We start from the raw sequence: 22444 nt of genomic DNA on the forward strand, positions 1-22444 counted from the left end.
CCGTCAGATCCGGTAGCCCGAGCCCGGCACGGTGACGATCACCGGGGGCTCGCCGAGCTTGCGGCGCAGCGTCATGACGGTCACGCGCACGACGTTCGTGAACGGGTCGGTGTTCTCGTCCCAGGCCTTCTCCAGGAGCTGCTCGGCCGAGACCACGGCGCCCTCGCTGCGCATGAGCACCTCAAGGACCGCGAACTCCTTCGGCGCGAGCTGGATCTCCCGGCCCTCGCGGAAGACCTCGCGGCGATTGGGGTCGAGCTTGATGCCGGCCCGCTCCAGGATGGGCGGCAGCGGCACGGTGGTGCGCCGGCCGAGCGCGCGGACGCGGGCGGTCAGCTCGGTGAAGGCGAACGGCTTGGGCAGGTAGTCGTCCGCGCCGATCTCCAGGCCCTCCACGCGGTCGCTGACGTCACCAGCGGCCGTCAGCATCAGGACACGCGTGGGCATGCCCAGCTCGACGATCTTGCGGCAGACGTCGTCCCCGTGGACGAGCGGGAGGTCCCGGTCGAGCACGACCACGTCGTAGTCGTTCACTCCGATGCGCTCCAGGGCCGCGGCGCCGTCGTACACGACGTCGACGGCCATGGCCTCCCGGCGCAGTCCGGTGGCCACCGCATCGGCGAGCAGTTGCTCGTCCTCGACGACGAGTACGCGCACGGCGCATTTCCTTCCGTAGGGACCCGCGTCGTTCGCGGGCATGTCTGTGCACTGAACCAGTGACTGTGCGCTTCCATCCTGCCCTTTACGCCCATAAACCGGCGGTAAGACGGAGCCGGACCGGAGTCCGCCCGCTACCTGCGGCTTTCGGCCGGACGAGGTGGGCGCCGCGGGAATGAACAGGATTGGCGCGGCAGTTGAGGTTTCTTTGAGAGTGGGCTTGGGGAGGACGACTGCACACCCCGCGATCACGCCCTGTATGTGGCACGCCACACCCTCATGTCGTGGTCGCGACCCACCCGTCGGCACACCCCCGTGCCACCGACCCACGACGAGGGGGCGCACCATGGACGCTTTTACCGCAGGACTTCTGCAGCGCATCAGGACCACGGAAACCGACCTCACACGGGCGCGCGAAACCGGCGACGACTTCCTCGCCGACGTCGAGCAGGCAGAGCTGGACGACCTCCGTCGTCTGGCCGCCGAGCACGGCGTCGAGGTAGCCGCAGCGCTCTGACCCCACCCACCGGGAAACCCCGGCGCCACGGGACGGCGCCGGGGTTTCGTCATGCCTGCGGGCTTCAACCCGGGGCACTCAGTCGTGCCAGGCCCCGTACTCCTCCAGAAGGGACTGGAGCGGGCCGAAGAGTTCCGGCGATGCGGCGATCGTCAGCTCGCGGGACGGGGGCGTGCCGGGGCGGCCGCCGGTGAGCGCGCCCGCCTCGCGGGCGATCAGGTCGCCGGCCGCCAGGTCCCAGGGGTTGAGGCCGCGCTCGTAGTACGCGTCGAGCCGCCCGGCCGCCACGTCGCACAGGTCGATCGCCGCCGAGCCGCCGCGGCGGATGTCGCGGAACTGCGGGATCAGGCGCTGGGCCACCTCGGCCTGGTGGGCGCGGACGCTCTGGACGTAGGCGAAGCCCGTCCCCACCAGGGACTGGGACAGCGGGGCCGGCGGGCGGCAGCGCAGCGGGCGGTCGCCCTCGAAGGCGCCGCCGCCGAGGACGGCGTGGTAGGTCTCGCCGCGCATCGGGGCGGCGACCACGCCCGCGACCCGCTCGCCGTCCTGTTCGGCGGCGATGGAGACGGCCCAAGTGGGCAGCCCGTAAAGGTAGTTGACGGTTCCGTCGAGCGGGTCGATGACCCAGCGGATGCCGCTGGTGCCCTCGCTGGAGGCGCCCTCCTCGCCGAGGAAGCCGTCGTGCGGGCGGTGCTCGGAGAGGTAGCCGGTGATCAGCTTCTCGGCGGCGATGTCCATCTCGGTCACCACGTCGATGGGGCTGGACTTGGTGGCGGCGACGGCGAGGTCGGCCGGGCGGCCGTCGCGCAGCAGCTCGCCGGCCCGCCGGGCGGCCTCCAGGGCGAGGCCGAGCAGTTCGCGGTGCAGAGGGTCGGTCATCGGTGCTCCTTACGCGTACGGGCTGTCGGCGCCCGCGGCCGCGGGCTTGGCGCCACCGCGGGCGGCCGGGCAGCAGCCGACCGCGCAGAGGTCGTGCGAGGGGCCGAGCGCGCCGAGGGCGCAGCGCTCGGCGGGCAGCCCGCGCTCGGCGGCGGCCCGCTCGACGACGAGCTCGCGCACGGCCGCGGCGAAGCGCGGATCGGCGCCGACGGTCGCGGAGCGGGCCACCGGCAGGCCGAGCTCGGCGGCCTTGGCGGTGGCCTCCGTGTCGAGGTCGTACAGGACCTCCATGTGGTCGGAGACGAAGCCGATGGGGACCATGACGACGGCCGGGACGCCCTCGCCGTGCAGCGTCTCCAGGTGGTCGCAGATGTCGGGTTCGAGCCAGGGGATGTGCGGGGCGCCGGAGCGGGACTGGTAGACGAGCTGCCAGGGCCGCTCGACGCCGGTCTCGGCCTGGACCGCGTCGGCGACGATCCCCGCCACGTCGAGGTGTTCGCGGACGTAGGCGCCGCCGTCGCCGTGCTCCTCGACGGGGCCCGAGGTGTCGGCCGCGGCGGTGGGGATGGAGTGCGTCGTGAAGGCGAGGTGGGCGCCCGCGCGGACGTCCTCGGGCAGCTCGGCGAGCGACTCCAGGACGCCGTCGATCATGGGGCGGACGAAGCCGGGGTGGTTGAAGTAGTGCCGCAGCTTGTCGACCTTCGGCACCGCGAGCCCCTCGGCCTCCAGCGTCGCGAGCGCCTCCGCCAGGTTCTCGCGGTACTGCCGGCAGCCCGAGTACGAGGCGTACGCGCTGGTGGTCAGGACGGCGATCCGGCGGCGGCCGTCGGCCACCATCTCGCGCAGGGTGTCGGTGAGATAGGGCGCCCAGTTCCGGTTGCCCCAGTAGACCGGCAGGTCCAGGCTGTTCTCGGCGAAGTCCTTGCGCAGCGCGTCGAGCAGCGCGCGGTTCTGCTCGTTGATGGGGCTGACCCCGCCGAACAGGAAGTAGTGCTGCCCCACCTCCTTGAGCCGCTCCTTGGGGATGCCGCGGCCGCGCGTCACGTTCTCCAGGAACGGGACCACGTCGTCGGGGCCTTCGGGGCCGCCGAAGGAGAGCAGCAGCAGGGCGTCGTACGGGGCGGCGGCCGAGGCCGCTCCGGGAGCTGGATCGCGCAGTTCGGACATGACTCGATCCTGCCATCCGCCTCTGACAGGCGCGGAACCGAGCCGTAGGAACCCGGTCGGAAAAGGCGGTGCGCCGGTCGACTTCAGCATCGTAAGCTTTAGGAATTAATTACACGCGTCACGCCGGATCCCGGAGCCCCCGTTGCCCAGTCCCTACCGCGCGATATTCGCCGCCCCCGGCACCAAGGGGTTCTCCGCCGCCGGCCTCCTCGGGCGGATGCCGCTGTCGATGATGGGCATCGGCGTCGTGACCATGGTGTCCCAGCTGACCGGCCGCTACGGCCTGGCCGGCGCGCTCTCGGCGACGCTCGCCATGTCGGCCGCCGTGGTCGGCCCCCAGATATCCCGCCTTGTCGACCGGCACGGCCAGCGGCGGGTGCTGCGCCCGGCCACCGTGGTCGCGGTCGCCGCCGTCACCGGGCTCCTCCTGTGCGCCCAGCAGAGCGCCCCGGACTGGACCCTGTTCGTCTTCGCGGCGGGCGCCGGCTGCGTGCCGAGCGTCGGCTCCATGGTCCGGGCCCGCTGGGCCGAGATCTACCGCGGCGACGCCCAGAACCTGCACACGGCGTACTCGTGGGAGTCGATCGTCGACGAGCTGTGCTTCATCCTCGGGCCGATCCTGTCGATCGGGCTCTCCACCGCCTGGTTCGCCGAGGCGGGGCCGCTGATCGCCGCGTGCTTCCTGGCGGCCGGCGTCTTCCTGCTGACCGCCCAGCGCGCCACCGAACCCGTACCGCATCCGCACGAGCACCACAGCGGCCGCTCCGCGCTGAGCTCGCGCGGACTCCAGGTCCTGGTCGCCACCTTCGTCGCCACCGGCGCGGTCTTCGGCTCGGTCGACGTGGTCACTGTGGCCTTCGCCGACGAGCGCGGCCACAAGGCGATGGCGAGCCTGGTGCTCGCCGTGTACGCCCTCGGCTCGTGCCTCGCGGGAGCCGTGTTCGGGCTGCTGCGCCTCAAGGGTGCGGCGTCGAGCAGGTGGCTGGTGGGTGTCTGTGCGATGGCGGTGAGTATGATCCCGCTCCAACTGGCCGGGAACCTGCCGTTCCTAGCCGTGGCGCTCTTTGTCGCGGGTCTGTCCATCGCACCGACGATGGTGACGACGATGGCCCTCGTCGAACAGCACGTACCGCGCAGCAAGCTCACCGAGGGCATGACCTGGACGAGTACCGGGCTCGCGGTCGGTGTGGCCCTCGGCTCCTCCGCCGCAGGTTGGGTGGTGGACGCGGCGGGAGCGCAGGCGGGGTACCTGGTGTCCGGCGTGTCGGGAACGCTCGCGGCGGTGGTGGCGTTCCTGGGGTACCGCCGGCTTCGCAGGCCGGTGACGCATCGGGAGGGGCTCGAAGCAGATGAGCGGAGCGAACGGCAGCAGCACCTGGCGTAACTGGGCGGGGAACATCACCGCGCGGCCGGCGAGGGAAGTGTCCCCGGCCTCCGCGGCCGAGCTCGCCGAGGCCGTGCGCCGGGCCGCCGAGGACGGCCTCACGGTGAAGGCGGTCGGCACCGGCCACTCCTTCACCGCGGCCGCCGCCACCGACGGCGTGCTGATACGTCCCGACCTGCTGACCGGCATCCGCGAGATCGACCGCGCCGCGATGACCGTCACGGTGGAGGCCGGCACCCCCCTGAAGCGGCTGAACGCGGCGCTGGCCAGGGAGGGCCTGTCGCTCACGAACATGGGCGACATCATGGAGCAGACGGTGGCGGGTGCGACGAGCACCGGAACGCACGGCACCGGCCGCGACTCGGCCTCGATCGCCGCCCAGATCAAGGGACTTGAGCTGGTCACGGCAGACGGCTCGCTCCTGACCTGCTCCGAGAAGGAGAACCCCGAGGTCTTCGCGGCGGCCCGGATCGGGCTCGGCGCGCTCGGCGTCGTCACCGCGATCACCTTCGCCGTGGAGCCGGTCTTCCTGCTCACGGCCCGCGAGGAGCCGATGGCCTTCGACAAGGTCACCGCCGAGTTCGACGAACTCTTCGCGGAGAACGAGCACTTCGAGTTCTACTGGTTCCCGCACACCGGCAACTGCAACACCAAGCGCAACAACCGCAGCGCGGGCCCCGCCTCCCCGCCCGGAAGGCTCAGCGGCTGGATCGAGGACGAGCTCATGTCCAATGGGCTCTTCCAGGTGGTGTGTTCGCTCGGCCGGGCCGTGCCCGCCACGATCCCGTCGATCGCCAAGGTCTCCAGCCGGGCGCTGTCCGCCCGCACGTACACCGACATTCCGTACAAGGTCTTCACAAGCCCGCGCCGGGTGCGGTTCGTGGAGATGGAGTACGCCCTGCCGCGCGAGGCCGTGGTCGGGGCGCTGCGTGAAGTGAAAGCCCTGGTGGAGCGCTCGCCGCTGCGGGTCAGCTTCCCGGTGGAGGTCCGCACCGCGCCCGCCGACGACATCGCGCTCTCCACCGCCTCGGGGCGCGAGACCGCCTACATAGCCGTGCACATGTACAAGGGCACGCCGTACCAGGCGTACTTCACCGCGGTCGAGCGGATCATGGCCGCGCACGCGGGCCGGCCGCACTGGGGCAAGGTGCACACGCGCGACGCGGCCTACTTCGCCGAGGTCTACCCCCGCTTCGCCGAGTTCACCGCGCTGCGCGACCGGCTCGACCCGGAGCGCCGGTTCGCCAACGCCTATCTGCGGCGCGTGCTCGGCGAGTGAGGCCGCTAGGGGGTGGGGGTGCCGCCGGACTTGCTGTCCGGGGTGGCCGGGTCGCCGGCGTCGCTCCCGGATCCGGAGCCCTTCGAAGTGGACGGAGTGGGCGTCGGAGTCGGCGTCGTACCGCCCGAGCCGGAACCGGATCCGGACCCCGAACCCGAGCCCGAATCCGTGGACTTGGAGGGGGACGGCTTCGGCGACGGACTGTTCGTCGACGCGTCCCCTCCGGTCGTGCCGCCGCCACTGGTTCCCGGCGTCGACGAACCGCCGGTGCCGGGCGAGCGCTTGTGGTCGTCGCCGGTGTCCGAAGGCGCGGACGGCTTCTCCTGCTTCTTGGAGCCGCCGGTGAACACGGACCCCAGCGTGGTCCCGGTGCCGTTGCCGCCGACCTCGCCGCCGGAGAGCAGTTCGTACGTGGTGATGCCGCCCATCGACACGCCGAAGACGACGGCCGCCGCGAGCACCGGCCGCTTCCATCCGCGCAGCCGGGTGCCGTGGACGCTCGCCTCGTTGAACCCCTTCGCGGGGCGGGCCGCGGACGACAACAGCTGGGTCTCGTCCACCGACCTGAGCAGTTGGGTGCGGTCCGCGTCGGTCCGCGGCGCCATCGCCGTCTCGTCGATCGACTTCAGCAGTTGGGTGCGGTCCACGTCGGCCTGCGGCAGGACCGCGGTCTCGTCCCGCGCCCCCTTGTAAGGGGAGACCACCGGTACCTGGCGCGAGCCGACCTTGGCCTGGACGGTGACCTCGCGCAGTTGCTCGCCGGTCCGTTTGAAGAAGTGCTGGAAGACGGTGCCTCCGCAGGTGGCGACCACGCTCACGACACCGGCGCCGAGGAACGTGCCGTACACGCCCAGCTGGGAGGCGAGCACCGCGGCGGTGACCGCGGCGAGCGCGCTGCCCGCGACCTGAGGCACGCTCAAGTCGATGCGCTTCTTCTCTTCGGTCCCGGTGTCCTGCTTGTCACCCATTGCCAGCCTCTGTTCGCCCTTCTGGTCCGTCTTGCACAGAGAAAGGACATTTGAGCGAAAGGAATAGTTCCGTTTCCGTGAATTGTGTGAAGCAGGACACGTACGGATCACTCGCCAAGGCTTTACAACGGGTCCAACTCCCGTACCCCGCGAGAACTTCGGCGGCGCGCCGGTCCACCCCGGTGGCCCGAATGGAGTACTGTGGCGAGCCCTGGGCCCCGGGTCCCACACGGGTATCCGGGACTTACGGGAGGGGGCCGAACGCGGCACTCGAACCGGCGGCGCCGCGGCTCCGCACGGGCGCCTGCTGCACAGAGTGACCATCTCGGTCACTCTGCGTTGCGAAAAGGTAACCGTGCCATAACGGCGTTCCAGGGCCCATGCCCGACACGCCGGGCAACTCGGCAATGTTGTGGCAGGCTGCACCCGGGCAGGCCACACTCGACTAGCGGAAGCAGCGACGCACGTGACGTCGGCAGGCACCACCCGGGAGGTCCCCATGCCCGAACTGCGTGTCGTGGCCGTCTCCAACGACGGCACACGACTGGTGCTCAAGGCTGCGGACAGCACGGAGTACACGCTTCCGATCGACGAGCGGCTCCGGGCCGCTGTGCGCAACGACCGAGCCCGCCTCGGACAGATCGAGATCGAGGTGGAGAGCCACCTCCGCCCGCGCGACATCCAGGCGCGTATACGAGCCGGTGCCTCCGCCGAGGAGGTCGCCCAGCTCGCCGGCATTCCGGTCGACCGCGTACGCCGTTTCGAAGGCCCCGTCCTCGCCGAGCGCGCCTTCATGGCGGAGCGGGCGCGGAAGACTCCCGTGCGGCGTCCGGGCGAGAACACCGGCCCCCAGCTCGGCGAGGCCGTCCAGGAGCGGCTGCTGCTGCGCGGCGCCGACAAGGACAGCGTCCAGTGGGACTCCTGGCGCCGCGACGACGGCACGTGGGAAGTCCTGCTCGTGTACTTGGTCGCGGGTGAGCCGCACTCCGCGAGCTGGACCTACGACCCGCCGCGCCGGCTCGTGCAGGCCGTCGACGACGAGGCCCGCTCGCTCATCGGCGAGTCCGACGACACCATCACCACGGTTCCCGAGCCGAGCTTCCCGTTCGTGCCCCGGATCGCGCGGCTGCCCCGGGACCGGCCTCTGGACCGCGCCCTGGACCGGCAGTTGGAGCGTCCGACGCCGCCGCCCGAGCCGGTGGCAGACGAGAGCGACTCGCTGACCAGCCTGCTCGAAGCCGTGCCGAGCTTCCGCGGCGACATGGTCGTCCCGGAGCGTCCGACGGCGCCGCCCGAGCCGCCCGAGACCGAACCGGCCGCCGAGCCGGAGGTCGAAGAGCCGCCCGCGCCGGCCGCTTCGGCGGGTGCGGGTTCCGCGTACGCGGATGTCCTGATGCCGCGCACGGTGGCCGGTCACCGGGACCGGCTCACCGGGACCACCGATCGGCAGGCCGAGGCGGACGGGGTCCGGCCCGGGCGGCGGGCGGCTGTGCCGAGCTGGGACGAGATCGTGTTCGGGACGCGCAGGAAGAAGCAGGACTAGCTCAAGAAGCACCCTTAAGGAACGCGCGGGCCCGCACCATGTGTGCGGGCCCTTTCCTTACCCCCTACTGCGGGTCCGGCCCCGTGGCCACCGGCCTCGACTCGTCCGAGGACCACTCCGACCACGAACCGGCGTACAGCGCCGCCGGGATGCCCGCCACCGCCAGGGCCAGTACCTCGTGGGCGCCCGAGACTCCGGAGCCGCAGTACACGCCGACCTCGGTGCCCGAGGCGCCAAGGGACTTGAAGCGGGCGGCGAGTTCGTCGGCGGGCAGGAAGCGGCCGTCCGGGCCCACGTTCTCGGTGGTCGGCGCCGAGTGGGCGCCCGGGATGTGGCCGCCGACCCGGTCGATGGGCTCCACGTCTCCTCGGTACCGCTCCCCCGCACGGGCGTCGAGCAGCAGCCCGGAGCGGGCAAGCGCCGCCGCCGCGTCCGCGTCGAGGAGCTTGACGGCGCCCGGCTCGGGCCGGAAGTCGCCCTCGGCGGGGGCGGGGATCTCGGTGGAGAGCTCGCCCGTCCAGGCGGCCAGGCCGCCGTCCAGGACACGGACGCCCTGGTGGCCCGTCCAGCGAAGGAGCCACCAGGCGCGGGCGGCGGCCCAGCCCTGACCGCCGTCGTACACGACGACCGGCGTCCCGGCCGACACGCCCGCGCGGCGCATGACCCGACCGAATTCGGCCACGTCCGGCAGCGGGTGGCGGCCGCCGGATCCGGGCGGACCGGCCAGTTCCGCGTCGAGGTCGACGAACACGGCGCCGGGCAGGTGCCCGGCCTCGTACGCGGCCCGGCCGTCGAACGCGGGCTCGCCGGCCGCCTTCGCCATGCTCAGCTGCCAGCGGATGTCGAGCAGCACCGGCGGGCGCGGCCCGGCCGCCTCGGCCGCGAGTTCGGGTGCGGAGATGATGGCATTCATGGACTCATCCTTGCGCACAGTCCACCGGGAACGTAACGCCCAGGAAAAGGATGAGAATCCCCAAAACGGGCATCCTCCTGCGGGAACGCGCCAAAAGCGGCGCGGCCGGGGCGCGCTGCGGCGCTGGTGGTGGAAGCATCGGCCCGGGTGCGCGGGTTACCGAACCGCACCACCGAGCAGCAGTTTGGCGACGGTCGAGGAGAGAGTGACGATGACCCAGTCGGAGACCCGGCGCACACCTGGCACGCCCTGCTGGGTGAGTCTCATGGTGCACGGTCTGGCCGAGACCCAGGAGTTCTACGGAGCACTGTTCGGCTGGGAGTTCCGGCCAGGACCGAACCAGCTCGGCCCGTACGTCCGCGCGTTCCTCGACGGGAAGGAGGTGGCCGGAATCGGCCAGCTGCCGCCCGACCGGCATCTGCCGATCGCCTGGACCACCTATCTGGCGACCGACGACGCGGACGCGACGGCCGAGACGATCCGGCACTGCGGCGGCACCGTCGGCGTCGGCCCGCTGGATGCGGGCGAGGCGGGCCGGATGGCGATCGCCTCTGACCCGGCGGGCGCGGTGTTCGGCATCTGGCAGGCCGGTGACCACGTCGGCTCCGCCGTCGCGGGCGCGCCCGGCACCCCCGCCTGGAACGAACTGGTCACGCGCGAGACCTCGTCGGTCGGCAAGTTCTACCAGGCGCTGTTCGGCTACGACGTGGAGGCCGTCGTGTCGGCCGACTTCGACTATGTGACGCTCCATCTGGAGGGCCGCCCGGTCGCCTCGCTGCACGGCGTGGGCAACGCCCTGCCGCGCGACAAGGGCGCGCACTGGATGACGTACTTCGAGGCCGCCGACGTCGACGAGGCCTCCGTACGGGTCGCCGACCTGGGCGGGCACATCCTTCAGCAGCCGCACGAGGGCGCGAGTGGACGCCTCGCGACGGTCGCCGACCCCGAGGGGGCCGTGTTCACCCTCGTACGATCGCACGGATGAGCCCAACTCCCTTGTCCCGTACGTGAGTTGCCGCTGACTGAGCCGGGGCACGCGCGGTCCACCGTCGCGTACACAAGACGTACCCATCACCTCCTCGCGCCCGGTTCCGGTCTGCTCGGCCGGCGTGTGCCTGCGGGACACTGGCCGCCAGGGGGAGACGCATGGGGGATGCAGGACACTCGGGGGCCCGCAGCGTGCTGGAAGGCACCTTCGCGCTCCTCGCCGCGATGGAACGGCTCGGCCAGGCCGGTGTGACCCGCCTCGCCGAGGAGAGCGGACTGCCGAAGGCCACCGCCCACCGGCTGCTCCAGCAGCTGGCGGATCTCGGCGCGGTGGAGCGGCAGCAGCAGGGCCAGTACCGCATGGGCCCGCGGATGTTCCGGCTCGGTCAGGCCTGGCAGCCCTACCCCGGACTCGGCGCGGCGGCGCGTGCCCCGCTGCGGCGGCTCGCGTCGGCGACCGGGGCGACGGTGACGGTGGCGGTCCTCTCGGAGGGCAGAACCCTGATCGCGCACGCCTCGCCCGGCGAGCTCGACGAACGGATGCCGGTGCGGGCGGGCGCGGTCTTCCCGTGGGCCACGGCCGCGGGCAAGCTCCTGGTCGCCGAGGCCCGGCCGAACGGACTGTTCGGCCCGCTGCCGTCCGGCTGGCGGTGGGAGGCGGCCTCGATCCAGGAGCGGGGCGTCGCCTTCGACCGGCAGGAGCTCATGGAGGGCGTGAGCTGTGTGGCCGCCCCGGTCCACGGAACCGGCGGGCGTCCGGTGGCGGCGGCGTGCGCCCTGGTCGACCCCGATAGCCCGCTGGAGCGGTTCTCGGACGCGGTGCGGCAGGCGGGGTGCGCCATCAGCGCCGGATTGCGGGCGGCGCGTTCCGCTGAGCGGAACCGCGCGTGACAGCGGCAGGGCCCCGGGGCCAGGCTTCCAATCCGGCGGACCAGCCGCGAGACGAAGAGAGCCGAAGGGGGAAAGTGATGAGCGGGGGAAGCAGGTCACGGCGGTGGAACTTCCATGTTCTGGCGACCGTGGTGGTGTGGGTCGTGGCGCCCGAGGTGTGGGGCGGCCGCGACCGGTCGGGCAGGGGCGGCGCATGACCGGCGCGCCCCGGCCGGGCGGTCCGGCGACGGGCGAACTGGCCCGGCTGCTGCGCCGCAAACGGATCGAGACCGGGCAGTCGATGCGGGTCCTGGCCTGCCGGGTCGGCCTGTCCGCGCACAGCCCGATCTCCGACTACGAACAGGGCAGGCGGCTGCCGCCGCCGGATCTGGACCGGGCGCTCGAAGCGGCCCTCGAAATTCCCGGCGGCACGCTGGCCCGGCTGCGCCGCGAGGCGCTCGCCGAGCGGGCGGCGGCGATGCTCGCGAACGACTCGGCCGAGTCGCCGAAGCCCGGTGAGGCACGCGATTCGGCCGAGCCGGGTGGGGCATCTCCGCGGGCTCACCGGAGGCCACGGGCGCTCCTGCCGGCGGTGCCGGGTGCCGTGCTCGGCGGCGGCGCGGCACCGGGGCTCGGCTTCGCGCTGGGCGTCCCGGCCACGCTCGCCGTGGTCATCCTGTGGGGAGCGGCGCGCCGCGCGGCGCGCTGAGTGCCTCGTGCGCGGCTGCCGGGGCGAGGGACCGGTAGCCGCGCGCGTGGTACAGCAACGGGCCATCGATGGCATCGAGTTGCGCCTCGGGCAGCCTCAACGAGACGTCCACCAAAGGTAGTTGAGCCTCCAGTACTCGGCCGACGACCATGCTGTGGTCGCCCGCCGGAACGACCTGTTCGTACGCGCACGGCAGCCGGGCGAGTGAGCCCTGCACCGCGGGGAGGCCGCCGAAGGCGTCGAGCCCGGGGCCGGCGAACCGGTCCTCGCCCTTGGCGGCGAACCGGCGCGCCACGTCCTCCTGCCCGGCCGCGAGCACGCTCACGCACCACCGGCGGGCCGTGCGGAGCACCGGGTGGCAGGAGGCGGTGGCCGCCACGCAGAACAGCACGAGCGGCGGCCGCAGCGAGAGCGAACAGAGCGAGCTCACCGTCATTCCGTACGGGGCACCGTACGGGTCCCGCACGGTGACGACGGCGACCGGGCCCGCGATCCGTGCCATGGCCGCCCGGAAGGTCTCAGCGTCCATCGCGCCCGCCCCCCACGCCCGCCGCGGAAAGTTCCTCCAGCATCTCCAGCGCCTCGGCCGGTTCCGCGTCCCGCGGGAGCAGACCCTGGGCGTGCAGGTGGAGCAGGTCGTGCAGGTCATCGGCGGCCCGGCGGCTCTCGCCGAGCCCGGCCAGGCACTCCGCGCGGCGGCACAGCAGCGCCGCGAGGTCCGCGCCGGGCAGCGCGAGCGCCCTGGTGAAGTCGGCCAGGGCGGGCTCGGCGTCCCCCGCGGCCAGCAGGGCGAAGCCCCGGTTGTACAGCACGTCCGGGTGCTCGCCGCCCAGTGCGAGGGCCGCCGTCAGATCGGCCACCGCCCCCTGCGCGTCGCCCTGCTCGAAGGCGAGCACCGCGCGGTCGGTCAGCGCCGGGACGCCTCCCGGGTCTGCGGCAAGGGCTCGGTCGTAGGCATCGCGCGCCAACTCCGGCTCCCCCAGCGCCTGTTGGGCGAGTCCGGCCAGGCAGAGCAGCCGGGAGCCGTCGCCGTGCAGGCCGAGGCCCGCGCGCACGTCGGCGAGCGCCTCCCCCGGCCGGTCCGCCTCGATCAGCAGGGCGATGCGCGCGAGCCTGGTTCCCAGCTCGTCCGGCTCCAGTTCGAGGGCGCGGGCGAAATCGGCGAGCGCCCCTTCGGCGTCCCCCGCCTCGGCCCGCACGTCGCCCCGGTTGTGGAACAGCTCGGGCATCGGAGCCGAGACCCGCACGGCCCGGTCGTACCCGGCGAGCGCCCCCGCCAGGTCGCCTCGGCGGCGGCAGAGGTTGGCGCGGTCCACGTGGTACTCGACGTAGTACGGGTCCCAGGCGATCAGCTGCGTGAAGTCCGCGTAGGCCTCCTCAAGCCGGCCGAGCGCGTACCGCACCCGGGCGCGGTTGTGCAGGAGCTGGGAGCGGTGCACGACGTAACGGTCGGGCGGCAGTTCGCGCTCCAGGCGCTCGATGCCGCGCGCGGTGAGTTCGTGCGAGCGCTCCAGATCGCCCCGGTGCATCTCGACGAGGGCGAGGCCGTTGTCCTGGAAGACCTGGTAGTAGGCGCCGAGCACCGGGTCGGGCTCCAGGGCGGCCAACGCCCTCGCGTTGTTCATGTGTTCAAGGGCCAGGTCGTGGTCCCTCGGTTCCAGGAAGCGGGTGTGCAGCACGGCGAGCGCGTAGCTGGTCGACATCTGCACCCGGGGCGTGGCGTACCTGCGGCGCAGCTCCCGGTAGAGGTCGACGCACTCGTCGAGTCGGCCGAGCGGCACCAGGGCGCTCGCGGCCTTGGCGGTGAAGTGGCAGTAGTCCTGGGCGTCGGCGTCCGGGTCGCAGAGGGCGCGGCCCCGCATGCCGAGGTCGGCGGTCGCCTCCGAGTAGCCGATGGCCACGCAGAGTTCGAGGGCGGCGCGCAGGGCCCGGCGGCCCGCGCCGTGCGGATCGGCGCCCCGCTCGCGGTGGTTGGGGATCGCGCCGAGCAGCAGGCCGCGGTCGGGGCGGGCCTCCAGTTCGGCGGCGCGCTCGTCGTGCAGCGCGGCCCGCGTCGCCTCGGGGAGCGCGCGATAGGCCGCGTACGCCGCCGGGTCGTCGCTGGTGCAGTCCGTCCAGACGTAGCCGCGGGCGTCGAGCACAGGGCCGCCGGGGGCTTGCGTCACCGGAACGCTCTCGGCGAACTCCCGCAGGATTGCGGTCAGTTCAGTGGTCAGCGGCCCATCGGCTCCGGCGACCGCGACCCTCAGGAGGCGGGGGTCGGCGCGCCGCACGAGCAGCGCCAGGAACTCCTGCTCGGTGGTGGAAGCGGCGTGCACGTCGTCGAAGGCAAGGGTGAGCGGCGGGCCCTGGCGGTGGCGGGCGTGGGCGAGCAGGAAGTCGATGATCCCGTGGTTGGTGGCCCGGATCATGCGCTCGGCGAAGTACCGGGTGCGCTCCTCGTGCGGGGTGTCGTTCACCAGCGAGGGCGGCGGCGGGCCGATGCGGCCGGCCAGTTCGGGGACGAGGTAGAGGAGGGTGGCCCGGTGCTCCTCGACCAGTTCCGGCCAGGATGCCCAGGCCTCGGGCACGTAGCGGTGCAGCAGCGCGGTGAGCGCCGTGCACGGGCCGCGCAGCCACTGGTGACAGGTGGTGGTGAACTCGAAGGGGCCGGCGGCTTCGAGCGCGGCCCGGCGATCAGCGCTGCGGGCGCCGGTGATCCGGAGGTGGCGAGTGGTCATGACGGGACTCCACGGGAAGTACGGCGACGACGGAGGTGGACCCGCACGGTCAGCCAGGCCCAGAAGGCGATCTGCACGATGTTGAGCGCGGCGAACACCAGGCTGTCCCAGAACGGCAGTCCGCTGCCCGCCGAGGAGATCCCGTCCGCGAGCAGCCGTACGGTCTGCACGAAGAGCGGCACGAACACCAGCGGCGCCATGGCGAGCAGCACGGCCACCCCGACGGTGAAGAACGGGGCGTACCAGCGGGCGACGGCGAGGTCGCGCTCGGTCCACTGGGACAGGTCGACGCGCGCCGGGCGCCCGATGACGCGGCGCAGCCGGTTCAGGACGAGGGCGCGGGTCGCGGCGTGCAGGTCGTGGCAGCCCAGCGCGGTGGCGAAGACGTAGTAGACGTCCGTCTCCAGGAACAGGAAGAGCTGGTAGCCGCAGCGGATCAGAATCGGGAACGCCATCGCGAGCAGCAGCCGCCCCGCCACCGGCTCGGCGCCGTCGGACGCGCGCAGCGCGAAGGCGACGAGGCCGAGGGCGCTGACCACCACCAGGTCGACCAGCATGCCGGCGAGGAACGGCAGATACCGCTTGCGCCGCTCGACGGTGAGCAGGCCGTTCATCCGGGTTTCGAAGACGACGATGTAGAGGCGCGTCCCCATGCCGAGTTCGCTGGGCAGCCCGAGCCGGCGCCCGGCCAGCACGTGGAACGCCTCGTGCAGGCCGACGAACGGCAACTGCCCGAAGACCACGACGAGTTGGACCAGGAGCAGCGAGTCGGTGTAGAAGACCTGGCCGGGGTGGGGCGCGAGATCGGGCGTGGTGGCGATGACGGCGAGCCAGGCGGCGACGAGCAGCCCGTAGCAGCAGAGCGCGGGGCGCGAGAACAGGACCTGGGCCAGGCGCTGGAAGCGGACCTCGGGCGCGACCTCCTGAGCCTCGTCCGCGCCACGTACGAAGCCGAGTTCGCCGAGGGTGTCGAGGAAGTCGGCCATGTCCAGCTGTTCCCCGTAGTGCTCGGCGTACCAGGCGGCGGCCTGGGCGGGGGTGTGGCCCTCGGTCATCCGCCGCAGCGCGGCGGCCCCGTCGGGTGGCAGGACGGCGAAGTCGTCGGTGTCGGGCCGCCCCACCAGGACGTCCTCGCCGTCGGGAACGAAACTCAGCCGGTGGAAGGAGACAGGACTGTCGAGGAGCACGGGACGCCTCCCGGTAGGTGTACGGGATGGGCACGGGGCCCGCGCCCCTTGGTGAAGGCGCGGGCCCCGCTGCGCACACGTCGCTGGAGCGTGCCGGTCAGAAGGCGAAGATGTTGTAGTGCGTCTGGCACGGTGCGGTCAGGCGGATGGAACCGGTCTTGCGCACGACGATCTTCTTCATGGTGTCCTCCTTGAAGGGAGTCGGCCGCAGTGGCGGCGACAGCCCAAGGAGTACACGGGCTCGGGTGGTCGTGGTGTTCGGGCGAACCCCTGCGGAACAGGCCCGTACCGGTTGGGCGCCAGCTGCCGAACACACTTGATTTCAGGGCGAGTTGAGAGGGTTGGCTCGCGCTGGACTCAGACCAGATGCCGTCCGCCGTCGACCATCAGCACGGAGCCGGTGGTGTACTCGGCGTGCGCGAGACTGAAGACCGCCTCGGCGACGTCCTCGGGCGAACCGACCCTGCGCAGCGGGGTGTTGGCGGTGATCCAGTCCCGCGAGCCCTCCCACACCTCGGGGGCCTCGTCGTACCACGGCGTGTCCACGAGCCCCGGCGCGACCGCGTTCACCCGGATCTCGGGGCCGAACGTCGCCCCGCACAGCCGGGTGAGGTGGTCGACGGCCGCCTTGCTGACGGCGTACGGGATCGAGCTGCCCATGGCCCGGCTGCCCGACACGGACGAGATGTTGACGATCGAGCCGGATCCGGTGGCCTTGAGGTGCGGCTCGGCCGCCTTCATCATGTGCCAGGTTCCGATGACGTTGACGTCGAAGATCTCCCGCCAGACCGACTGGTCGACCGCCTCGATGTCGTCGAGCGGGATGAACCGGGTGAGCCCGGCGTTGTTCACCAGGACGTCGAGCCGGCCGAACTCCTCGACGGTCGCCTCGACCAGGCGCCGCGCGTCCGCCGGGTCGGAGACATCGCCCTGTACGTAGATGGCCCGGGGCAACTCGGCGGCCAGCTCCTGGCCGGCCTTGACGGACGCCGTCGAGTTGATGACCACGCACATTCCGGCATCGGCCATACGGCGGGCGACCGCGGCACCGATTCCCGATGACGAGCCGGTGATCAGTGCGACACGAGCGTCGTTCACGCATACCTCCACAGGTCACGAGCGGGGGCAAACGCGATGTCTTCAGGCCACCCGTTCGCATCCGGAATCGCCTGACGCCCCCGCGACATGATCCCGAGGATAGCATCCAGTGGAATTCGGTTTCCGCATTGTGGAATTGAAGAGGAATTCGCCCGCCCAGAGCCGGTCGATCAGGGCGCCGCGACGGGCAGCACGTCCGGCGACAGGGCCGCCGCCCGCGCCGAGGCGCTCGTCATCCGGCGGCGGTGGTGGCGCCGGCACAGGACCTCGTAGCCGATCTCGTCCTGCGACTGATTGACGTCGCCGACGACGACCTGGGCGCCCTCGACGACCATCTGACCGCCGATGGTGCGGGCGTTGTGGGTGGCGCGGGCTCCGCACCAGCACAGCGCCTCGACCTGGAGCACCTCGACCCGGTCGGCAAGTTCGACGAGCCGCTGCGAGCCGGGGAACAGCTTGGAGCGGAAGTCGGTGGTGATGCCGAAGGCGAAGACGTCGAGTTCGAGATCGTCCACGACCCGCGCGAGCTGGTCGATCTGTTCGGGCGCGAGGAACTGGGCCTCGTCCGCGATGACGTAGTCGCAGCGGCCGCCCTTGGAGAGGTGGGAGACGAGGTAGGCGTAGAAGTCGAAGCCGTCGGCGGCCTCCACCGCGTCGGTCACCAGGCCGAGCCGGGACGACAGCTTCCCCTCGCCGGCCCGGTCGTCACGGGTGAAGATCATGCCCTGCAGGCCGCGCGCGGAGCGGTTGTGCTCGATCTGAAGAGCGAGGGTGCTCTTTCCGCAGTCCATCGTTCCGGAGAAGAACACCAGCTCGGGCATGGGAAGGTGACGGCCTTTCAGATGTGGGAGGGGGTGGTTACGAGCGTACTTCGAGGAGCGGTACGAGCTGTTCCACCCGGGTCATCGAGCCGTGGTTGCCGACCATGAGGGACTCGTGGGGCTCGCGCCGCGAGGCGGTGATGACGACGTCGTCACGGGCCGCGGCGACCACGTCGCCGATCCGGCCGTAGACCCGCTCGTCGATGTGCGGGCCGAACCAGCCCGCCGCGATCGCCTCGTCGCGGCTGGCGACCCAGAACTGCTCGCCGAGCACCTCGCGCCAGCAGGTCAGCACGTCCGAGGCGGCGCCCGGCACGGCGTAGACATGGCGGGCCCGGCCCTCGCCGCCGAGCAGGGCGACGCCCGCGCGCAGCTCCCAGTCCTCGTCGAAGTCGATGCGGGACTGCTCGTCGAACGGGATGTCGATCATGCCGTGGTCGGCGGTGATGTACAGGGCCGCGCGCGGCGGGAGCTGTTCGGCCAGGCGCTGGGCGAGCCGGTCGACGTACATCAGCTGGCCCCGCCAGGCGTCCGAGTCGACGCCGAAGCGGTGGCCCTTGCCGTCGACCTCGGAGTAGTACGTGTAGACCAACGACCGGTCCCCGGCGGCGAGTTGGGCCGCCGCGAGGTCCATCCGCTCCTCGCCGGAAAGACGGCCGCGGAAGCTGCCGCCACTGAGCGCGATCTTGGTGAGCGGGGTGTGCTCGAAGTCCGGCGAGGACACCTGGGCGGTGTGCACGCCGTCCTGGTCGGCGAGCTGGAAGACGGTGGGGTACGGCTGCCAGGCGTGCGGGTCGGTCCACGGCTTCCAGCGGAGCTGGTTCATCAGCTCGCCACTGTCGGGGTTGCGCGCGGTGTAGCCGGGCAGGCCGTGCTCGCCGGGGGCCAGGCCCGTGCCGACCGAGGCGAGCGAGGTCGCAGTGGTGGCGGGGAACCCGGCGGTTATGGGCCGCCCGGTGCCGCCGCGCGAGGTGCCGAGCAGGGAGTGCAGATACGGGGCCTCGTCCGGGTGGGCCTTGATCTGCTCCCAGCCGAGGCCGTCGATCAGGAAGACGCAGTTGCGGTCGGCGGGGGCGAGCCCGGCGATGCGCTCCTCGAATCCGGGTACGCCCTGGCCCGCCACGAGGGTGGGCAGCAGATCGGCGAGCGATCCGGTGCCGTATTCGGGGACGGGTGCGGTGTCGAGGGCGAGGGGTTCGGGGTCCTGCCAGGCGGGCTGAGCCATCAGCGGCCGGTCGCCGCGGTCGCCTCGGACAGCGCCTGGGCGAAGGCCAGGGTCTGGCGCACCGTGTCCGGGCCGTCGCCGGCCTCGCTGACCCTCAGGCTCAGGTCGTCGGCGGTGGAGTTGCCGGTGTAGCCGTGGTCGGCGTCGCAGTTGGGGTCGCCGCAGGCGGCGGGCTCCAGGTCGATCCGGGCGACCGCGCCCCAGCCGATGGTCAGGACGACCTCGCGGGGCAGCGTGCCCGGGGTGTACGACTCGGGGTTGGCGACGACGCGGCTCACCACGACCGACGAGATCCGGCCGAGCTTCACGGACTCCGTGGAGGTGGTCGCGTACGGCGTCGGGGAGCTGGTGTCGGCGTTCTGCTCGTCGGTGTGGCTGACGATGAAACGGTTGTCCGTGAGCACGAGGACCGTCACATGGCGGCGTACCTCGTTGGCGTCGAACGTGGTCTCCTGGTGCACCAGGTACGACGCGATCGGCTCCCCGCCGACCGCGGCCTCCACCGCCTCGGCCACAAGGGCCGGGTAGTAGCCGCTGCGCTCGATCGCCGCGCGGAGCCCCTGGGTCGTCGTACCGGTCTTCGCCATGGGGTCCATCTTAAGCTGCCGCAGGGGGCGGACGGCCCTCAGTAGCTGGGCAGGCGTCTGGGGCCCAGGTCTGTGCGGGGCGGGGCGGGGGCGAGGCGGACCGTCGCGCCGAGCACCGAGAGGCCGTGCTGGGCGACGATGACGGGCTCCAGGCCCACCGCGACCACCTCGGGATGGTCGTCGACCAGCCGCGACACCCGCAGCAGCAGCTCTTCGAGCGCCGCGGTGTCGACCGGCGCGGAACCCCGCCAGCCGAACAGGAGCGGCGCCGTCCGGATGGATCGCAGCAGCTCGGCCGCGTCGCGGTCGGTTGCCGGAATCAGCCGGTGCGAGGTGTCGCCGAGCAGCTCGGAGGCGGCGCCCGCGAGTCCGAAGGACAGCACCGCGCCGACCGCCGAGTCGATCGAGGCGCGCACGACGGTGTCCACACCGCGCGGGACCATGGCCTGGACGACGGGCGCCAGCTCCTCGGGCTTGCCGAGGGTGGCCGTCAATTCGGCATATGCGCGGGCGAGTTGGTGCTCGTCCGCGAGATCCAGGCGTACGCCGCCGAGGTCGGGGCGGTGGCGCAGATGCGGGGCGGTGGTCTTCAGGGCGACGGGGTAGCCGAGGCGGCGGGCGGCCGCCACGGCGTGCGCCGCGTCCGGCGCGGGCAGCGTCGGGCGCACCGGGATGCCGTACCGGCCGAGCAGTTCCTGCGCGTCCGACGCGGTCAGGGTCGTGCCGCGGGGGGCGGGCGCGGGGCCGAGGAGGCGCTCGATGAGCGCGGCCGCGCCCGCCTCGTCGATGTCCTCGTACTCCCCCACCTTGCCGGGGTCGGCCGCCTCGCGGCGCCAGCGGGCGTAGCGGACCGCTTCGGCCAGCGCCCGGACCGCTCGCTCCGCGGCGGGGTAGGCGGGGATCCGGGTGGCTTCGCGGGGTGGCCCGCCGAGGGGAGTGCTGAGGCTCTGCCCCAGCCGCCGCTCCTCGGTCTCCCCCGAGGAACGCGTCCAGGAGGGACCCTCAGGGGCTGGATTCGGCGGGGTCTGGGGCGCCCCCTTGTTCACCGTGCGGGCCGCGGCCGACAGCGCCTCCGCCAGGCCGCCGATCTCCACGTGGACCACCGCCACCGGCTTCGCCGGGGCCGAGGCGGCCGCCTCGCGCAGGGCATCCGCGAGGACCTGGCCGTCGCCGGATTCCATCGCTCCGTTCTCGCCGACCCAGGGGATCGCCGTCACCACGACCGCGTCGCAGGCGTCGTCCGCGAGGGCCGCCGCCAGGGCCGCGCGGAAGTCGGCCGGGGTCGCCCCGGTCGTCAGGTCGAGGGGCCTGAGCGGGCGCAGGCCTTCGGTCAGGCAGGCGTCGTACGTCAGGAGGCCGAGCGATTCGGAGTTGCCGAGGATCGCCACGCGCGGGCCCGCGGGCAGCGGCTGGCCGGCGAGCAGCAGGCCCGCGTCGACGAGTTCGGTGACGGTGCCGACCAGGATGACGCCGGCCTGGCGCAGCAGCGCGGAGACCGTGGCGTCCGGCACCCGGGTCACCGGAACAGCGTGGCCGGGCGGCGTCGTGCCGCTGTGCCGGGCGCCCTTGACCACGACGACGGGCTTCGCGGCGGCGGTGCGCCGGGCGAGCCGGGTGAACTTCCGCGGGTTCCCGATGGATTCGAGGTAGAGCAGGACCACATCGGTGGCGGGGTCCTCGTACCAGTACTGGAGGAAGTCGTTGCCGGAGAGGTCCGCGCGGTTGCCGGAGGAGATGAACGTGGACAGGCCCGCGCCGCGCCGGTAGAGACCCGACAGGAGGGCTATGCCGATCGCGCCGGACTGGGTGAACAGGCCGATCCGCCCCGCGGCCGGCGGCTCGGGCGCCAGCGAGGCGTTCAACCGCACCCCGGCCGCGGTGTTGATGATCCCGAACGCGTTGGGGCCGATCAGCCGCATGCCGTACGAACGGGCCTGGCGGACCAGGGCGCGCTGGCGCTCCCTGCCGTCCGGGCCGCTCTCCGCGTAGTCGGCGGCGAGGACGACGAGGCTCTGCACGCCGTGCTCGCCGCAGTCGGCGACCGCTTCCGGCACTCGTGCGGCGGGCACCGCGACGATCGCCAGGTCGACCGGTTCGCCGATCGCGCCGACGGAGGGGAAGGCGGGGACGCCGTCGAGCTCGCGCCGCTCCGGGCCGAGCGCCTTGTTCACGGCGTAGGTGCGTCCGGTGAACCCGGCGTCCAGGAGGTTGCGCAGGACCGTGCGGCCGACGCCGCCGGGGGCGCGGCCGGCGCCGATGACCGCGACCGAGCCGGGCGCGAGGAGGCGCTGCACGGATCTCGCCTCGGCGCGGTGCTCGCGGGCGCGCTGCACGGCGAGCGACTCGGCGGTGGGCTCCAGGTCGAGGGTGAGGTGGACCGAGCCGTCCTCGAAGGACCGCTTCTGCTGGTAGCCGGCGTCCGTGAACACCTTGATCATCTTGCTGTTGGCGGGCAGCACCTCGGCCGCGAACCGTCGGATGCCCCGCTCACGGGCGACCGCCGCGATGTGTTCGAGCAGCGTGGAGGCGACGCCCCGGCCCTGGTGCGCGTCCTGGACGAGGAAGGCGACCTCGGCCTCGTCGGCGGGGGCGGAGGCCGGCCGGCCCAGGGCGTTGATGCGGTCGTAGCGGACGGTCGCGATGAACTCGCCGCCGACGGTGGCGGCCAGGCCGACCCGGTCGACGTAGTCGTGATGGGTGAAGCGGTGGACGTCCTTCGCGGAGAGCCGGGGGTAGGGCGCGAAGAAGCGGTAGTACTTCGACTCGTCCGAGACCAGCTCGTAGAAGGAGACGAGCCGCTCGGCGTCCTCGGTGGTGATGGGCCTGATGCGCGCGGTGCCGCCGTCGCGGAGCACCACGTCGGCCTCCCAGTGAGCCGGGTACGCGGGGTCGGACGCCGTCGTCATACCGAAAGCGTACGGGTCGCGGGGCCG

At 72.6% G+C, this 22444-nt stretch carries 20 protein-coding genes; 7 read left to right on the plus strand and 13 right to left on the minus strand.

The genetic code is table 11. The features are described 5' to 3' along the window. Positions 1-3: 3 nt before the first annotated feature. Positions 4-657 carry a response regulator transcription factor gene (locus OHA17_RS10330; RefSeq protein WP_053725484.1) on the minus strand — a complete coding sequence of 218 codons (654 nt, stop codon included), beginning with the start codon at positions 655-657 and terminating at the stop codon, positions 4-6. A 346-nt stretch (positions 658-1003) separates the two neighbouring features. Here OHA17_RS10330 and OHA17_RS10335 point away from each other — a divergent pair, with 346 nt between their 5' ends. Further along, positions 1004-1174: a hypothetical protein gene (locus tag OHA17_RS10335; protein WP_189965484.1), complete on the plus strand. Its 171-nt coding sequence runs from the start codon at positions 1004-1006 to the stop codon at positions 1172-1174. Between the two features lie 78 nt (positions 1175-1252). Here OHA17_RS10335 and OHA17_RS10340 read toward each other — a convergent pair whose 3' ends face one another. Both OHA17_RS10340 and OHA17_RS10345 read right to left on the minus strand, forming a co-directional pair. Next, positions 1253-2053, minus strand: a complete 801-nt coding sequence (locus OHA17_RS10340) for an inositol monophosphatase family protein (RefSeq protein WP_406506043.1) — start codon at positions 2051-2053, stop codon at positions 1253-1255. A gap of 9 nt (positions 2054-2062) precedes the next feature. Beyond that, positions 2063-3220, minus strand: a complete 1158-nt coding sequence (locus OHA17_RS10345; RefSeq protein ID WP_406506045.1) for a ferrochelatase — start codon at positions 3218-3220, stop codon at positions 2063-2065. A gap of 142 nt (positions 3221-3362) precedes the next feature. Here OHA17_RS10345 and OHA17_RS10350 point away from each other — a divergent pair, with 142 nt between their 5' ends. Further along, positions 3363-4604, plus strand: a complete 1242-nt coding sequence (locus OHA17_RS10350) for an MFS transporter (RefSeq protein WP_406506047.1) — start codon at positions 3363-3365, stop codon at positions 4602-4604. After that, positions 4570-5883, plus strand: a complete 1314-nt coding sequence (locus OHA17_RS10355; RefSeq protein ID WP_406506049.1) for a D-arabinono-1,4-lactone oxidase — start codon at positions 4570-4572, stop codon at positions 5881-5883. The genes OHA17_RS10350 and OHA17_RS10355 overlap by 35 nt, the downstream gene beginning before the upstream one ends. 5 nt (positions 5884-5888) lie before the next feature. Here OHA17_RS10355 and OHA17_RS10360 read toward each other — a convergent pair whose 3' ends face one another. After that, on the minus strand, positions 5889-6851 hold the full coding sequence (locus tag OHA17_RS10360) for a hypothetical protein (protein WP_406506051.1): 963 nt from the start codon (positions 6849-6851) through the stop codon (positions 5889-5891). A gap of 499 nt (positions 6852-7350) precedes the next feature. Here OHA17_RS10360 and sepH point away from each other — a divergent pair, with 499 nt between their 5' ends. Further along, positions 7351-8394 carry a septation protein SepH gene (gene sepH / locus OHA17_RS10365; protein WP_398879972.1) on the plus strand — a complete coding sequence of 348 codons (1044 nt, stop codon included), beginning with the start codon at positions 7351-7353 and terminating at the stop codon, positions 8392-8394. A gap of 64 nt (positions 8395-8458) precedes the next feature. Here sepH and OHA17_RS10370 read toward each other — a convergent pair whose 3' ends face one another. Then, a complete protein-coding gene (locus OHA17_RS10370) occupies positions 8459-9307 on the minus strand; it encodes a sulfurtransferase (protein ID WP_406506053.1) in 849 nt (282 codons plus the stop codon). Between the two features lie 265 nt (positions 9308-9572). Here OHA17_RS10370 and OHA17_RS10375 point away from each other — a divergent pair, with 265 nt between their 5' ends. From OHA17_RS10375 to OHA17_RS10385, 3 genes are all read left to right on the plus strand, one after another. Continuing rightward, positions 9573-10292 carry a VOC family protein gene (locus tag OHA17_RS10375; RefSeq protein WP_406506055.1) on the plus strand — a complete coding sequence of 240 codons (720 nt, stop codon included), beginning with the start codon at positions 9573-9575 and terminating at the stop codon, positions 10290-10292. Between the two features lie 161 nt (positions 10293-10453). Continuing rightward, positions 10454-11185 (plus strand): IclR family transcriptional regulator, encoded by a 732-nt coding sequence (locus OHA17_RS10380; RefSeq protein WP_406506057.1) that lies wholly within the window; start codon positions 10454-10456, stop codon positions 11183-11185. A gap of 193 nt (positions 11186-11378) precedes the next feature. Beyond that, positions 11379-11873 carry a helix-turn-helix domain-containing protein gene (locus OHA17_RS10385; protein ID WP_406506059.1) on the plus strand — a complete coding sequence of 165 codons (495 nt, stop codon included), beginning with the start codon at positions 11379-11381 and terminating at the stop codon, positions 11871-11873. Here the strand turns inward: OHA17_RS10385 and OHA17_RS10390 are convergent. The 8 genes from OHA17_RS10390 to OHA17_RS10425 all read right to left on the minus strand — a co-directional run bounded on the left by OHA17_RS10390 (position 11836) and on the right by OHA17_RS10425 (position 22417). Beyond that, the gene (locus tag OHA17_RS10390; protein ID WP_406506061.1) at positions 11836-12402 is read right to left on the minus strand and encodes a flavin reductase family protein; all 567 of its coding nucleotides are present in this window, start codon (positions 12400-12402) and stop codon (positions 11836-11838) included. The genes OHA17_RS10385 and OHA17_RS10390 overlap by 38 nt on opposite strands. Then, positions 12392-14593, minus strand: a complete 2202-nt coding sequence (locus OHA17_RS10395) for a hypothetical protein (RefSeq protein ID WP_406506063.1) — start codon at positions 14591-14593, stop codon at positions 12392-12394. Before OHA17_RS10395 ends, OHA17_RS10390 begins: the two co-directional genes overlap by 11 nt. Further along, a complete protein-coding gene (locus OHA17_RS10400; RefSeq protein ID WP_406506065.1) occupies positions 14590-15780 on the minus strand; it encodes a hypothetical protein in 1191 nt (396 codons plus the stop codon). The genes OHA17_RS10395 and OHA17_RS10400 overlap by 4 nt, the downstream gene beginning before the upstream one ends. A gap of 357 nt (positions 15781-16137) precedes the next feature. Further along, entirely contained in the window at positions 16138-16878 is a 741-nt protein-coding gene (locus OHA17_RS10405) for an SDR family NAD(P)-dependent oxidoreductase (RefSeq protein ID WP_406506067.1), read from the minus strand. Positions 16879-17048: 170 nt separating this feature from the next. Further along, positions 17049-17699, minus strand: a complete 651-nt coding sequence (locus OHA17_RS10410) for a thymidine kinase (protein ID WP_406506069.1) — start codon at positions 17697-17699, stop codon at positions 17049-17051. A 37-nt stretch (positions 17700-17736) separates the two neighbouring features. Further along, positions 17737-18924, minus strand: a complete 1188-nt coding sequence (locus OHA17_RS10415) for an alkaline phosphatase family protein (protein ID WP_406506071.1) — start codon at positions 18922-18924, stop codon at positions 17737-17739. Continuing rightward, a complete protein-coding gene (locus OHA17_RS10420; RefSeq protein WP_053725537.1) occupies positions 18924-19511 on the minus strand; it encodes a DUF5998 family protein in 588 nt (195 codons plus the stop codon). The genes OHA17_RS10415 and OHA17_RS10420 overlap by 1 nt, the downstream gene beginning before the upstream one ends. Positions 19512-19549: 38 nt before the next feature. Continuing rightward, positions 19550-22417: a GNAT family N-acetyltransferase gene (locus OHA17_RS10425; protein ID WP_406506074.1), complete on the minus strand. Its 2868-nt coding sequence runs from the start codon at positions 22415-22417 to the stop codon at positions 19550-19552. Positions 22418-22444: the final 27 nt, after the last annotated feature.

The sequence above is a fragment of the Streptomyces sp. NBC_00212 genome, assembly GCF_045206365.1.
Classification (GTDB): Bacteria; Actinomycetota; Actinomycetes; order Streptomycetales; family Streptomycetaceae; genus Streptomyces.

What these genes read in the sequence shown, in the direction of transcription:
- OHA17_RS10360 (WP_406506051.1), bottom strand. Translation starts at nt 6,851, where the DNA reads ATGGGTGACAAGCAGGACACCGGGACCGAAGAGAAGAAGCGCATCGAC.
- OHA17_RS10380 (WP_406506057.1), top strand. Translation starts at nt 10,454, where the DNA reads ATGGGGGATGCAGGACACTCGGGGGCCCGCAGCGTGCTGGAAGGCACC.
- OHA17_RS10395 (WP_406506063.1), bottom strand. Translation starts at nt 14,593, where the DNA reads ATGACCACTCGCCACCTCCGGATCACCGGCGCCCGCAGCGCTGATCGC.
- OHA17_RS10390 (WP_406506061.1), bottom strand. Translation starts at nt 12,402, where the DNA reads ATGGACGCTGAGACCTTCCGGGCGGCCATGGCACGGATCGCGGGCCCG.
- OHA17_RS10370 (WP_406506053.1), bottom strand. Translation starts at nt 9,307, where the DNA reads ATGAATGCCATCATCTCCGCACCCGAACTCGCGGCCGAGGCGGCCGGG.
- OHA17_RS10385 (WP_406506059.1), top strand. Translation starts at nt 11,379, where the DNA reads ATGACCGGCGCGCCCCGGCCGGGCGGTCCGGCGACGGGCGAACTGGCC.
- OHA17_RS10335 (WP_189965484.1), top strand. Translation starts at nt 1,004, where the DNA reads ATGGACGCTTTTACCGCAGGACTTCTGCAGCGCATCAGGACCACGGAA.
- OHA17_RS10410 (WP_406506069.1), bottom strand. Translation starts at nt 17,699, where the DNA reads ATGCCCGAGCTGGTGTTCTTCTCCGGAACGATGGACTGCGGAAAGAGC.
- OHA17_RS10355 (WP_406506049.1), top strand. Translation starts at nt 4,570, where the DNA reads ATGAGCGGAGCGAACGGCAGCAGCACCTGGCGTAACTGGGCGGGGAAC.
- OHA17_RS10340 (WP_406506043.1), bottom strand. Translation starts at nt 2,053, where the DNA reads ATGACCGACCCTCTGCACCGCGAACTGCTCGGCCTCGCCCTGGAGGCC.
- OHA17_RS10345 (WP_406506045.1), bottom strand. Translation starts at nt 3,220, where the DNA reads ATGTCCGAACTGCGCGATCCAGCTCCCGGAGCGGCCTCGGCCGCCGCC.
- sepH (WP_398879972.1), top strand. Translation starts at nt 7,351, where the DNA reads ATGCCCGAACTGCGTGTCGTGGCCGTCTCCAACGACGGCACACGACTG.
- OHA17_RS10420 (WP_053725537.1), bottom strand. Translation starts at nt 19,511, where the DNA reads ATGGCGAAGACCGGTACGACGACCCAGGGGCTCCGCGCGGCGATCGAG.
- OHA17_RS10425 (WP_406506074.1), bottom strand. Translation starts at nt 22,417, where the DNA reads ATGACGACGGCGTCCGACCCCGCGTACCCGGCTCACTGGGAGGCCGAC.
- OHA17_RS10375 (WP_406506055.1), top strand. Translation starts at nt 9,573, where the DNA reads ATGGTGCACGGTCTGGCCGAGACCCAGGAGTTCTACGGAGCACTGTTC.
- OHA17_RS10415 (WP_406506071.1), bottom strand. Translation starts at nt 18,924, where the DNA reads ATGGCTCAGCCCGCCTGGCAGGACCCCGAACCCCTCGCCCTCGACACC.